Genomic DNA, 12,406 nt, shown 5'->3' on the forward strand with positions numbered 1-12,406 from the left:
TGGCAGGTCATAGCCTGGCGCTATGAGTGAGCTGCCCGACCTCGAATCCCTGCGCCTGCTCGTCGACGTGGAACGCCTGGGCAGTCTCGGCCAGGCCGCCCGGGCCGCGGGCATCGCGCAGCCGTCGGTGAGCAAGCGCATCTCCCTGCTGGAACGCCGTCTCGGGCTGCCCCTGCTGGAACGCACCCCGCGCGGATCCACCCTCACCCCGCAGGGCGTGATGGTCTCGGCCTGGGCCGCGCAGGTGCTGGCCGCGGCGGAGGAGCTCATGCGGGGGGCGGAGGCGGTACGGCACGGCCGGGCCGCGCACCTGCACATCGCCGCCAGCATGACGGTGGCCGAATACCTGCTGCCGCGCTGGCTGGGCGAGCTCCAGGATCGCGAGCCCCAGGTCCAGGTCGGCTTGGACGTGCAGAACTCGGCCGAGGTGGCGAGGCTGATCGGAGGGGAGATCGAGCTCGGGTTCGTGGAGGGGCCATCGGTCCCGGCAGGGCTGGTGTCGCGGGTGGTGGCCACCGACAGGCTCGTGGTGGTGGTCGCGCCGGGGCATCCGTGGGCGCGTCGTCGCACCCCGCTGCTCGCCGCGGAGCTGGCCGCCACCCCGCTCGTCGTCCGCGAGCGGGGGTCGGGCACCCGCGAGACGCTGGACCTCGCGCTCACCGGCCACACGGTCGCCCCCCCGAGGCTGGAACTCGGCTCCAACACCGCGGTCAAGGGCGCCGCCCGCGAGGGCGCCGCCCCGGCCGTGCTCAGCGGCTACGCGGTGGAGGCCGAACTGGCCACCGGCCGCCTGGTCGAGGTGCCCACGAAGGACATCGACCTCACGCGCCGCCTGCGGGCGGTGTGGCGCCACGGCCGCGTCCTCACCGGCCCCGCCGCCACCCTCCTCGACATCACCCTCTCCGCCGCCCGCGAGCGGCGATGACCCCGGACCGGCTCCCTCACCTCATCCCATCCACCTCATCCATCACCGATCGGGAGGTCTCGTGCTCCGCTCTCGCTACGAAGCCGTGATCGTCGGAGGCGGCCACAACGGCCTGGTCGCCGCCACCTACCTCGCCCGCGCCGGACGACGCGTCCTCGTCCTGGAACGCCTCGGTCACGTCGGCGGCCTCGCCGTCTCGGCGCAGGCGTTCCCCGGGGTCGACGCGAGGCTCTCGCGCTACTCCTACCTGGTCAGCCTGCTGCCCTCGAAGATCGTCACCGACCTGGGGCTCAAGATCGAGTTGCGCCGGCGCAGGTACGCCTCGTACACGCCGGTGGGCGACACCGGGCTGCTCGTCGACAACGGCGACGCCGCGCGGACGGCCGCCTCCTTCGCCCGGGTCACCGGAGGCACCGGTGAGCTGGAGGCGTGGCGGCGCTTCTACGGGATGACCGCCGAGGTGGCCCGGCGGATCGCGCCGACGCTGCTGGAACCCCTCGCCGACCGCGCGGCGACGCGGAACCTCGTCGGTGAGGAGGCCTGGCGCGACCTGTTCGAACGCCCGATCGGCGAGGTGGTGGACGAGCGGTTCGCCGACGACACCGTACGCGGCGTGGTCCTCACCGACGCCCTCATCGGCACCTTCGCCGACCCCGCGGGCCCGGACCTGCTCGCCAACCGCTGCCTTCTCTACCACGTGATCGGCGACGGTACCGGCGACTGGAACGTCCCCGTCGGCGGCATGGGCGCGGTCTCCGGCGCGCTCGCCGACGCCGCCCGCGCCGCGGGGGCGGAGATCCTGACCGGCGCCGAGGTCCTCGCGGTCGACCCCTCCGGTGAGGTCTCCTTCCGCGACACCCTCGGGGAGCACACGGTGACGGGCGAGCGGATCCTGGCCAACGTGCCGCCCGCCGTGCTCGCCCGGCTGCTCGGGGACGCCGAGCCCGCCACCCCCGAGGGGGCACAGCTCAAGGTCAACATGGTGCTCTCCCGGCTGCCGCGCCTGAGGGACACCGGCGTGGACCCCGCGGCCGCGTTCAGCGGCACGTTCCACATCAACGAGGGCCGCGACCGGCTCGCCCGCGCGTACCGGGAGGCGTCGGCGGGACGGATCCCCTCGCTGCCCCCTGCCGAGGTCTACTGCCACTCGCTGACCGACCCCTCCATCCTCGGCCCGGAGCTGCGCCGGAGCGGAGCCCACACGATGACGCTGTTCGGCCTGCACATGCCGGCCAGGCTGTTCCGGGAGGACCCGGCGGGGGCGCGCGAGGCGGCGCTGCGCGCCACGCTCGCCTCGATGAACGAGGTGCTCGCCGAACCCGTCGAGGACTGCCTGCTGCGCGCCCCCGACGGCAGCCCCTGCCTGGAGGCCAAGACCCCGGTCGACCTGGAGAACGAGGCGGGCCTGCCCGGCGGTCACATCTTCCACCGCGACCTGTCCTGGCCGTACGGGGAACCGGGGGGCTGGGGCGTGGAGACCGCCTTCGAGCGCGTCCTGCTCTGCGGCGCGGGCGCCAGGCGCGGCGGTGGCGTCAGCGGCATCCCCGGCCACAACGCCGCGATGGCAGCGATGGCGCCGCTCACCTGAGGCGTTCATCCCGCTCTCATGGTGTGCGTCTACCGTGGAGGTCATGGCTGAGGGTGAGGCGGCGCGGGTGCTGGTCGTGGACGACGAGCCCGCGCTCAGGGAGGCGCTGCAGAGCAGCCTGGAGTTCGAGGGCTACCGGGTCGGCGTCGCCCCGGACGGCCAGGCGGCGCTGGAGGCGATCGACCGGGAGCCGTACGAGCTGGTCCTGCTCGACGTCATGATGCCCAGGATGGACGGGCTGACCGCCTGCCGCAGGCTCAGGGCGGCGGGCAACCACCTGCCGGTGCTCATGCTCACCGCCCGCGACGCCGTGGGTGACCGGGTGTCCGGCCTGGACGCGGGGGCCGACGACTACCTGGTCAAGCCGTTCGAGCTGGACGAGCTGCTGGCCCGCGTCCGGGCGCTGCTGCGGCGCGGCGCCCTGAGCGCCCCCACGGCCCAAGACGACGGGGTCCTCATCTTCGGCGACCTGCGGATGGACACCGCGGGGCGCGAGGTCACCCGCGCGGGCGAGCCGCTGGAGCTGACCCGCACCGAGTACCTGCTGCTGGAACTGTTCATGATCCACCCCCGCCAGGTGCTCACCCGGGAGCAGATCCTCGGCGAGGTGTGGGGCTTCGACTTCGAGCCGTCCTCCAACTCCCTCGACGTCTACGTCATGTACCTGCGCCGCAAGACCGAGATCGGCGGGCGCCCCCGGCTGATCCACACCGTCCGGGGCGTCGGATACGTGCTGCGGACCTCCGCGTGAACGGGCGCCGCTCCCTGCGCTCCCGGCTCACCCTGCTGGTGGCGGCGGCCGTGGCGCTCGCGATCGCGGTGTGCGCGGCGCTGTGCTGGTTCGTGGTGAAGGCCGAGCTGCTGCGGCAGGTGGAGCGCTCGCTGGAGGGACGGCCGCAGGGCATCGAGTGGATCGCTCCCTACTGCCACGAAGGGCCGCGAGGGGTGGGGGTTCCGGGAGGTCCCGACCATCCCGGAAAGGTCCCCGATGGTCCCGATCACCCCGGAGAGGCCCCCGGTCGCAGGCCGCTGCCCCGCCTCGCGCCCATCCAGCTCCTCTACGCCGACGGCGAGAGGTGCGTGGCCGGTTCCACCCCCGTCAAGGTCACCCCGGCGGACCTGGCCCTGACCCACGGCCCCCCGGGCCGGCAGGTGTTCAGGAACGGCGTCACCGACGACGGCGAGGAGGTCCGGGTACTGACGAGGAACGTCCGGCCCGGTGTCGCGGTCATGGAGTCCCGATCCCTGGAGGAGGTCCGCACCACCCTCGCCACGCTCGCCGGGATCCTCGCGGGAGTCACCGCGCTCGGCGTGCTCGGCGCCGCCTCCGCCGGGCTGCTCGTCTCCCGTACGGCGCTGCGTCCCGTCGGCCGCCTCACCGAGGCCGTCGAGTACGTCGCCAGGACCGAGGACCTCGACACCAGGATCCCGGTCGAGGGCAACGACGAGATCGCCAGACTGGGGGTCTCCTTCAACGCGATGACCACCGCGCTGGCCGGTTCCCGCGAGCGCCAGCGGCGGCTGATCGCCGACGCGGGCCACGAGCTGCGCACCCCGCTCACCAGCCTGCGCACCAACATCGACCTGCTGCTGCGCAGCGAGAACGCCGGGCGCCCTCTCGACGCCGCTCCCAAACGCAGGCTGCTGACCAACCTCAAAGCCCAGTTCGAGGAGATGTCCACGCTCGTCGGGGACCTGCTGCAGCTCTCACGGTCGGAGGACGAGCACGAACCGCACGTCGAGGTCGCCTTCCACGACGTCGTCGAGGCGGCCGTACGCAGGGCGCGGCTGCGCGCCCCCGACACCTCGATCGAGGTGGAGCTGAGCCCCTGGTACCTGCTGGGCGACCAGGCGGCCCTGGAGCGGGCCGTGGTGAACCTGCTGGACAACGCGGTGAAGTTCTCCGCCGACCGGGCCGCACCCGTGCAGGTGCGGCTCGGCGACGGCGAGCTGACCGTGCGGGATCACGGCCCCGGCATCCCGGAGGAGGAGCTGCCGTACGTGTTCGACCGGTTCTGGCGGTCCTCCTCGGCCCGCAGCATGCCCGGCTCGGGGCTCGGGCTGGCCATCGTCGCCAAGGCGGTGCGTGACGCCGGGGGAGAGGTGGAGCTGAGGAACGCCGAGGGCGGCGGCATCCTGGCGCGGGTCCGCCTGCCGGGCTCCTCGGCCCGCGCCCACATTCCCGCGGCGCCGTGAGGCTTCTCATCAAGCGTTAAGGACCCGCTCAGCGAGAGTCCAGAGGGCGCGGTGAGCGTGGGGGCCGACACGAGGGGCCGACACGAGGAAGGCATCGCCATGAAGAACATCGACCGGAGAACGGCTCTGGCAGGGCTCGGCACCGTGGGCCTCGGGACGCTGCTGGCCGCCTGCGCCGGATCGGACAGCACCACCACGCAGGTGGCGACGACGACGGGAGGCACCGCGACCGTTCAGCCGACCACCGCCTCCTCGACCGGACTGGCCGCGCTGTTCGAGGACGCGCCGACGTGCGTTTTGACCGAGGAGACCACCCAGGGGCCGTACCACTTCGACGCGGGCAAGATCCGCAGCGACATCCGCGAGGACAGGCAGGGGAGCACGCTGCGGGTGGCGATCCGGGTGCTGGACGCCGCCACCTGTGAACCGATTCCCAGCGCGGTGGTGGAGATCTGGCACTGCGACGCGGGAGGCGTCTACTCCGGTTTCGAGAGCGCCTCCCAGGCGGCGGGCGGTGGCCCCACGGGAGAGCGCCCGACCGGCGCGCCGCCGAGTGGCGGCCCCGGCGGCCAGGGAGAGGGCGTCCAGGGGCCGGGAGCGGACGACGGCATGGCCGACGCCACGCCCACCGACGAGAAGCGCTACCTGCGCGGCGCCCAGGTCACCAACACCGACGGCATCGTGGAGTTCGTCACGATCTACCCGGGCTGGTATCAGGGACGTAGCGTGCACATCCACGCGATGGTGCACATCGGCGACTCCCGGGTGCTGACCACCCAGATGTTCTGCGACGAGACGGTCTCCGACCAGGTCTACGCGGCACGGCCGTACGCCGACCACACCGGGCAGCGTCTGAGGAACGAATCCGACTCCATCTACGACGACAGCCTGCTGATGAAGCTGACCGTGGAGGGCGACGGCCACCTCGGGGTGATGACGTTCTCCGCCCCCGCCGCGAAATGACCCTCTGAGCACAGCCCCCGGCCATGGCCGAGGCCTCTCTCACCGCGACGTACCGGCCACGGCGACCTGGCCGTCCGCACCGGGCTCTTCGCGGGCTCTCCACGGGCTTCAACGTCGTCCGAGGGCAGAGGAGGGAGTTCGTCCTGTGCCTCCGACCAGCCCTTCCACCGCCGCGGCTGAGGCCGGCGGTGACGTTGCGACGCCCCGGCGGTCGCCCGTATTCGGTCACCGTCTTCTTCGCCCGTACGGTGACCGAATACAGCCGATGAGACAGGCGTGCAGGTATTGACTGATCCGCTGATCAGGAGTAGTGAGCGGCGGTCCGAGCTGCTGTAGTCTTGCGCCGTGCATAGCGGAGGAGGGGCGCGCAGCAGCCGCGCCGACCAGGCCGACCAGCGTCGAGCAGAGCTCCTTGAAGCCGCCAGGCGAGTCGTGCTGGAGCGCGGGCTGGCCAGCACCCGCGTCGCCGACATCGCCAAGGCGACGAACGTGAGCGGCGGGCTGATCCACTACCACTTCGCCACCAAGGACGATCTCATCACCGAGATGCTCCGCAGCACCAGCGACTCCGAGGTCCAGCGGCTGAAGGAGATCGTCGCCGGTCCCGGCACCGCGCTCCAGCGTCTCGACCGCGTCCTGCGCTTCTACATCCCCGCCTCCCGTTCCGACCAGAGCTGGATCCTCTGGGTCGACGCCTGGGCCGTCGGGGTGCGCGAGGAACACGTCCGCGCGATCCTGCTGGAGCTTGAGGGCGCCTGGATCGAGATCCTCGGCCAGGTGATCTCCGACGGTGTCGCCTCGGGCGAGTTCACCTGCGACGACCCGCTGGGCTCGGCCGAGCGGATCGACGGCATGCTCGACGGCCTCGTGGTCCGATACACCCTGCACGCCGGCAACATGTCGCGGAGCCGGATGCTCCATCACGCCCGGGTCGCCGCCGCCCGCGAGGTCGGCCGCGGCCTCGCCGACTTCCCCGACGTGCCGGCCGAGAGCTGACGTCCCCGGGTGACCCTCCCCCCGAACCGGTCGGCCCGGGGGCTTCGGTTGATCCTGGTGAGCACGGCTTCGGCACGCATCCGGGCGACGGCGCGGACCGCCTGTTCCTCAGCCCTCGATCAGGGGGGAAGGTGAGCCGGAGCGCGGCCGGCGCGAGCGGGTCTCAGATCCGTTTGGCGCCGATCTTCTTCAGCCACTGGTCGCAGTTCCCGCACGCGGAGCGTGCCTGCCACTTCCCGCCGGTCGCGTTCCAGGTCTGGGCGTGGAAGTAGAGCATGTCCTTGGGAATCTTGGCCATCTCGGTGATACCGGTGCTGTTGAGGTACGCGTTCATCGCGGCGACCTCTCCGCACGCGGTGATCGGCCAATCCTCGACCTGGCTCACGCCGGTCAGGACCTTCGCCATGAGCGGATGCTTCGTGGAGAGGGAGTATTCTCCGCTCGTCCCCGACCAGGTCTTGCCCGTCCCGGCATGGCTGACGACGGCGATCACCGTGCCCGCCTTTCTGCCCGCGCCCGCACCGTACTTCCTGGTCAGGCGCTGCGCCTCTTCCAGCGCTTTGGAGGCGAGTGAGTCCTTGTCCTTCCTCTCCTTCTCCTGAGCCTTCAGCGTCTCCATCCGGGTCGTATGGGCGACGAAGGTCCCCCAAGCGCCCGTGTCGTTCTCCTCCAGCCACGCGATGAACTCCTCGCGAGCCGTGCTCTCGGCCTTGTCGTAGTAGGCGATGGCGTACGTCAGGCTTGACAGCTTTTTGTCGATGGCCTCGAAAGGGTCTCGTTTGCTGGCCAAGTCGGGCACGTGGGTCTTGATATAGGTCTGCAGGTCGGTTCGAACGGCACTGGCCCACTCCGGGAAGTCCGTCTCCGGCACCTGGTCGGCGAAGGTGGGTGTGCTCGTCTGCTCGGACATCGGAGTCCTCTCCGTCGGTGTGAGCTGGATGACGGACCGCCTCGATCGCCCCGACAGGCGTCACGCGCCGGCAAGGCCGCCGGGATCGGCGGCCTGCCTCCCCACGAGTGTCCGAGCAGGCGATGAACGACCGATTGCCGTCCGATTGGCGGCACCGGGATTCGCGGTCGGACGGGTCGAGGCGGCATGGACAGGACTGAGTGGCGGACCCACGTGCGCCCACGCGCGAGGGCGGTTTCGCGGCACCCGGCGTACGGGAGACCGGCCCGGTGCCGGGGCGCTCAGATCCGGGGGGTGGGCATGGCGGCGAGGAGGAAGGCGAGCCGGGCCGCGGCGTCGTCGATGTCGTCGCTGGTGCCGAGCCGATATCCCCACGAGGTGATGAAGCCGCCGTCCTGGGCGCAGGTCACGGTCTCCGCCAGGGTGTTGCTGAAACGGTTGCGGACGTAGACGTACGCGGGGTCGCCGAACGAGATCCGCTGCACGGAAAGGTCGCCGTGCAGCCGTATGGCGGCAATGAATCTCTCAAGACAAGACAGCGTGTCCAGCATCGTGAGTCACCTCCGTCTGGACAGAGAATTGCACGATCTTGGGATGCTAATCAAGCAATTGCAGGGTTTAGTCCTTTAATTGTCCGGATAAATCGCTGAGTACTCGGACGATCACCGATCTGGCGCCCTCGCCAAAGGCCGCGACCTCGCGGAGTTCCTCGAAAGCCTGCATGTAGAAGGCGACGTCCTCCGGGTCGCGCAGAAGCAGGTCTCTCGTCCTGGTCGGCACCGTCACATGGTCCTCGTCGTACACCCAGAAACCGTTGAGCGGCGCCGAGGGCAGGGGCGTCTCGAAGGGGATCACCCCGAACTCCACGTTCGGCAGCGCGGTCACCGCGAGTAATCGGTCGAGCTGCCCGCGCATCACGTTCAGCGGGGCCAGCCGGTAGCGCAGCGCCGCCTCCGGGATGACGAACCTGAAGCGTTTGCTCTGGTCGTAGAGGACGTCCTGGCGCTGCATGCGCACCCGGATGGCCGCGTCGATCTCCTCGGGCTCCCGGTAGAGGCGCTTGATCCGCGTGAAGATGCTCCGGGCGTACTCGGTGGTCTGCAGCAGCCCGATGATCACGCCGGGCTCGAAGGCCCGCAGCAGGGTCGTCCGCGCCTCCACGTCGCGGATGTCCTCCTGGAGTGTGACCAGCGCGCCGCGGTGCCGCTGCCGCCAGGAGTCCTGACGGTCCAGCAGGCCCGCGGCCTGCTCCAACAACGCCTGGACGACCTCGGGGGAGGCGTCCACCGCCCGCGCCCACCGGGTGACGTCGTCCTCGGTGACGGTCTGGCGGGCGTTCTCGATCCTGGAGACCTTGGACGCCTGCCACCTCAGCCGCTCGGCCAGGTCCTTGCCCGACAGGTGGGCGGTCTCTCGCAGGTGCCGCAGTCGCATGCCGAGCTCGGTCCTGGCCTGCTGGAACCCGCTCACCCGATCTCCTCGGCCGTTCCTGCGGGCCGTGTGCCGCGGCTGTGGTCCGCCCGTCGTTCCCGCGTGCTCACGTCGCCTCCCCATGGTGCGGAACGACGCTAGCCCCGAGCATGTGGATCAAACCATAGAGCACTCCTAATCGTGACCAATATTTACAGAAAGTACTCGGCGGGCGATCTCTACGAGAAGCTCACGGGGTACCTCGACGGCGGTTTCGCCGTCCAGGACGTGGCGCAGGTCGGCCATCGCCTCGGCGTCGGTCACCCGGAGACCCTGCACCACGATGGTCCCGCGATCGGTTTCGTAGAGGGAGGGACAGGCCCCCGCCTCAGAGGTGGAGCCAAGAAACCGGAGGCGCATGTTTGAGTCCTTCCCCGAATCACACTCATGGAGCAATTGCGTGCAATCCTAGATTTCGGAAGGTTGCATGAAGGTTTCAAAGCCGGACGGCGCGTATTCCGCCTATTTCGGCGCACGGCAGCTGAACATCTCCCCGTATGTGACATGAATCTGCGGACGAGGGCGAACCGGTTCAACGGGGTGGCGCGGAGCACGACCCCGGCTGCCGGACCCCTGCCCCCGCGGGCGCCCTCAAGACGATGCCGAGTCTGCGGCAGGCCGTCACCGCGTACTCCCCGGCCCGGCGTGATGGAAGGTCGCCGTGGCGGGGTGAGCGGATCAGAGGAGGCGCCGGGGGATGTCGGCGAACCCGGCGCGGAGTTCTTCCCCGAGGGCCTTGGCCTGGGCGTCGAGACGAGGACTCGCGGCCACACCCCGGCCGAGCAGGCCGTGCACGACGAAGTTGAGGGCGAGCAGGTTGGGCAGCTCGAAGCGCTCGACCCGCAGGCCGGCGGTGAACGGCAGGAGCTCCGCCAGGCGGTCGACCGTGAGGTGGGCCTCCAGCCACTCGAACCGCTCCGGCGTGGCGACCCAGACCCCCAGGTTGGCGTTGCCGCCCTTGTCACCCGAGCGGGCGCCCACGACCGTTCCCAGCGCGACCCGGGCGGTCTCACCGTCGCCGCGCTCGCCGCCGTGCCGTCCGAGGTCGGCGTCGTCCACCGAGCCCGCCGCCTCACCTCCACCGCCGCTCGCGGCCGGCGAGGCCGTCACCTCCGAGGATCCGGGCACACCGGGCTTCTCGTCCGTGCCGGGTACGTACGTGCCGGACGCCTCGCCCGCGCCTGACGCGTCGTCCCTACCGGGCACGGCCGGAAGCTCGCGGCCGTCGAGCCAGACGCGGGCCCGCACCGTCTCCGCCGGGACGAGCGTGGGCCAGTAGACCCCGTACGGCGAGGCGTCACCGGGAGGGGTGAGGCCGTAGAAGCCCGGATAGCTCGCCAGGCCGGTCTCGACCACGGCCGAGGAGAAGGCGCGCCCGGCCTTCCGCCGGTCGGCGTCCATCACGGTGACGCGCAGCAGGGCGGTCCCGGCGAGCGGGGTGAGCTCCACGTGGACCTGGTCGAACGACTCCCTCGGCACCCGCGACCAGATGGCCTCCTCGGCCAGCCGGGCCTTGGCCTCGATGTCCAGGCCGGTCAGCACGAGCGTCATGGTGTTGCGGTAGCCCGCCAGGTAGTTGACGGCGACCTTGAGCGAGTCGGGAGGCGCCTCGCCGCGCACCCCGAAGACGCGGACCCGGTCGGGGCCCTCCTGCTCCAGCCGGATCGTGTCGAAGCGCGCGACCACGTCGGGACCGAGGTAGCGGGGTGAGGCGATCTCGTACAGCAGTTGCGCGGTGACCGTGCCCACCGAGACCAGCCCGCCGGTCCCCGGGTGCTTGGTGACCACGCTGGAGCCGTCGGCCTCCAGCTCCACCAGCGGGAACCCGCAGTGCGCCAGGTCGGGCACCTCGCCGAAGAACGCGTAGTTGCCGCCGGTCGCCTGGCAGCCGCACTCGATGACGTGCCCGGCGACCACAGAACCGGCGAGCGCGTCGAAGTCGTCCGGCCCCCACCCGTACCGCCAGATCCCCGGCCCGGTGACCAGGGCGGCGTCCGTGACGCGGCCGGTCACCACCACGTCCGCCCCGGCCGACAGGGCGGCGGCGATCGGGCGGCCCCCCAGGTAGGCGTTGGCGGTCAGGGCGGGGGCGGGCAGCGGCTCACCGGTGTCGGCGTTGGGCGCGCCGCCCAGGTCACGGCCGGTCAGGTCGTCACCGGTGACGTGGGCGACCCGCACCGGCAGCCCGAGGCGTCCGGCCAGCTCGCGCACGGCCTCGGCGCACCCGGCCGGATCCAGCCCGCCCGCGTTGGAGACGATTTTGACGCCCCGCTCCAGACACGTCCCGAGGACCTCCTCCAGCTGCCGCAGGAAGGTCGGCGCGTAGCCGGGACGGCCCTTCGACCGGTTCCCCGCGAGGATGAGCATGGTCAGCTCGGCGAGCCAGTCGCCGGTGAGCACGTCGATCGGACCGCCCTCCACCATCTCCCTGGCGGCGGAAAGCCGGTCACCGTAGAAGCCGGAGCAGTTGGCGACGCGCAACATCAGCTCGACTCCGGCGCGGGAATCCACGACGCGGGCCGCTTCTCCATGAAGGCGGCGATCCCCTCCTGGCCCTCGGCGGAGGTGAAACGCTTCGCGGACAGCTCGGCCATCTGGCGCATGCCCTCCTCGACGCTCAGCTCGGGCACGGTCCGCACCAGCTGCTTGGTGAGGGCGAGCGCCTCGGGGCCGCCGCGCAGCAGCATGCCGGTGTAGTGGGCGACCGTCGCGTCCAGCTCCTCCTCGGGCACGGCGCGGGTGAGCAGCCCGATCTGCGCGGCGCGGGCGGCGTCGAACGTCTCGCCGGTGAGCAGGTACTCGGCGGCGGCGCGCGGGTCGAGCCGCCGCAGCACGGTCACCGAGATCATCGCGGGCACCACGCCGAGCCGCACCTCGCTGAACGCGAACGACGCCGAGTCGGGGGCGATCGCGAAGTCGCAGGCCGCCACCAGGCCGAGCCCTCCGGCCCGAGCCGTACCGTTCAGCCGGCAGACGACCGGCTTCGGGCTCTCCCAGATCAGGCTCATGATCTCCGGGAACGACGCGGTCACCGGCGCCTCGTGCGCGTCCCCCGGCGCGACCCGCTGCTCCTTCAGGTCGGCGCCCGCGCAGAACACGGGACCGGTCCCGGTGAGCACGATCACCCGGACACTCTCCTCGGCGAGCGCCCAGTTGAGCCGGTCCTCCAGGTCGCCGAGCAGCCGCACCGACAACGCGTTGCGGTTGCGGGGGGAGTCGAGGGTGATCGTCGCCACCCCGCCGGACACCTCTTTGTGCACCAGGCGTTCCACCGGCCAGCCGCCGTCGGTCCTCATTTCGGTCCTTTCCTCCAAGACCTTCTCCCGTTCCCCGGGACTCCACGGAGCCTGTCGGAGAG

The 12,406-nt window shown here is 71.3% G+C and carries 12 protein-coding genes; 6 read left to right on the plus strand and 6 right to left on the minus strand.

What is annotated here, in order from left to right; all coding sequences use genetic code 11:
- The first annotated feature begins 22 nt into the window (after positions 1 to 22).
- The 6 genes from AB0B96_RS20455 (at position 23) to AB0B96_RS20480 (ending at position 6,668) form a co-directional block, all read left to right on the plus strand.
- Complete coding sequence (locus tag AB0B96_RS20455; RefSeq protein WP_362900738.1) at positions 23 to 925, plus strand: LysR family transcriptional regulator; 903 nt, start codon at positions 23 to 25, stop codon at positions 923 to 925.
- A 61-nt stretch (positions 926 to 986) separates the two neighbouring features.
- Positions 987 to 2,513, plus strand: a complete 1,527-nt coding sequence (locus AB0B96_RS20460) for an NAD(P)/FAD-dependent oxidoreductase (protein WP_362900740.1) — start codon at positions 987 to 989, stop codon at positions 2,511 to 2,513.
- A gap of 43 nt (positions 2,514 to 2,556) precedes the next feature.
- The gene (locus AB0B96_RS20465) at positions 2,557 to 3,264 is read left to right on the plus strand and encodes a response regulator transcription factor (protein ID WP_362900742.1); all 708 of its coding nucleotides are present in this window, start codon (positions 2,557 to 2,559) and stop codon (positions 3,262 to 3,264) included.
- Positions 3,261 to 4,709, plus strand: coding sequence for a HAMP domain-containing sensor histidine kinase (locus tag AB0B96_RS20470; protein ID WP_362900744.1), 1,449 nt, complete (start codon positions 3,261 to 3,263; stop codon positions 4,707 to 4,709). The genes AB0B96_RS20465 and AB0B96_RS20470 overlap by 4 nt, the downstream gene beginning before the upstream one ends.
- A gap of 99 nt (positions 4,710 to 4,808) precedes the next feature.
- Positions 4,809 to 5,672 (plus strand): intradiol ring-cleavage dioxygenase, encoded by an 864-nt coding sequence (locus tag AB0B96_RS20475; protein WP_350944009.1) that lies wholly within the window; start codon positions 4,809 to 4,811, stop codon positions 5,670 to 5,672.
- Between the two features lie 345 nt (positions 5,673 to 6,017).
- A complete protein-coding gene (locus AB0B96_RS20480) occupies positions 6,018 to 6,668 on the plus strand; it encodes a TetR/AcrR family transcriptional regulator (protein ID WP_362900747.1) in 651 nt (216 codons plus the stop codon).
- A gap of 163 nt (positions 6,669 to 6,831) precedes the next feature.
- Here AB0B96_RS20480 and AB0B96_RS20485 read toward each other — a convergent pair whose 3' ends face one another.
- The 6 genes from AB0B96_RS20485 to AB0B96_RS20510 form a co-directional block, all read right to left on the minus strand.
- Positions 6,832 to 7,578 carry a hypothetical protein gene (locus AB0B96_RS20485; protein WP_362900749.1) on the minus strand — a complete coding sequence of 249 codons (747 nt, stop codon included), beginning with the start codon at positions 7,576 to 7,578 and terminating at the stop codon, positions 6,832 to 6,834.
- A 281-nt stretch (positions 7,579 to 7,859) separates the two neighbouring features.
- Positions 7,860 to 8,129: a hypothetical protein gene (locus AB0B96_RS20490; RefSeq protein WP_350944005.1), complete on the minus strand. Its 270-nt coding sequence runs from the start codon at positions 8,127 to 8,129 to the stop codon at positions 7,860 to 7,862.
- Positions 8,130 to 8,196: 67 nt separating this feature from the next.
- Positions 8,197 to 9,048: a helix-turn-helix transcriptional regulator gene (locus AB0B96_RS20495; protein ID WP_350944003.1), complete on the minus strand. Its 852-nt coding sequence runs from the start codon at positions 9,046 to 9,048 to the stop codon at positions 8,197 to 8,199.
- A gap of 135 nt (positions 9,049 to 9,183) precedes the next feature.
- Positions 9,184 to 9,312: a hypothetical protein gene (locus AB0B96_RS20500; protein WP_362900752.1), complete on the minus strand. Its 129-nt coding sequence runs from the start codon at positions 9,310 to 9,312 to the stop codon at positions 9,184 to 9,186.
- 414 nt (positions 9,313 to 9,726) lie between these two features.
- Positions 9,727 to 11,532 (minus strand): acyclic terpene utilization AtuA family protein, encoded by a 1,806-nt coding sequence (locus tag AB0B96_RS20505; protein ID WP_362900844.1) that lies wholly within the window; start codon positions 11,530 to 11,532, stop codon positions 9,727 to 9,729.
- Positions 11,532 to 12,344, minus strand: coding sequence for an enoyl-CoA hydratase-related protein (locus AB0B96_RS20510; RefSeq protein ID WP_362900754.1), 813 nt, complete (start codon positions 12,342 to 12,344; stop codon positions 11,532 to 11,534). Before AB0B96_RS20510 ends, AB0B96_RS20505 begins: the two co-directional genes overlap by 1 nt.
- Between the last annotated feature and the right edge of the window lie 62 nt (positions 12,345 to 12,406).

It is taken from the genome of Streptosporangium sp. NPDC049046 (genome assembly GCF_040649155.1).
In the GTDB taxonomy this organism is placed as follows: domain Bacteria; phylum Actinomycetota; class Actinomycetes; order Streptosporangiales; family Streptosporangiaceae; genus Streptosporangium.

What these genes read in the sequence shown, in the direction of transcription:
- AB0B96_RS20510 (WP_362900754.1), bottom strand. Translation starts at nt 12,344, where the DNA reads ATGAGGACCGACGGCGGCTGGCCGGTGGAACGCCTGGTGCACAAAGAG.
- AB0B96_RS20485 (WP_362900749.1), bottom strand. Translation starts at nt 7,578, where the DNA reads ATGTCCGAGCAGACGAGCACACCCACCTTCGCCGACCAGGTGCCGGAG.
- AB0B96_RS20505 (WP_362900844.1), bottom strand. Translation starts at nt 11,532, where the DNA reads ATGTTGCGCGTCGCCAACTGCTCCGGCTTCTACGGTGACCGGCTTTCC.
- AB0B96_RS20490 (WP_350944005.1), bottom strand. Translation starts at nt 8,129, where the DNA reads ATGCTGGACACGCTGTCTTGTCTTGAGAGATTCATTGCCGCCATACGG.
- AB0B96_RS20465 (WP_362900742.1), top strand. Translation starts at nt 2,557, where the DNA reads ATGGCTGAGGGTGAGGCGGCGCGGGTGCTGGTCGTGGACGACGAGCCC.
- AB0B96_RS20455 (WP_362900738.1), top strand. Translation starts at nt 23, where the DNA reads ATGAGTGAGCTGCCCGACCTCGAATCCCTGCGCCTGCTCGTCGACGTG.
- AB0B96_RS20475 (WP_350944009.1), top strand. Translation starts at nt 4,809, where the DNA reads ATGAAGAACATCGACCGGAGAACGGCTCTGGCAGGGCTCGGCACCGTG.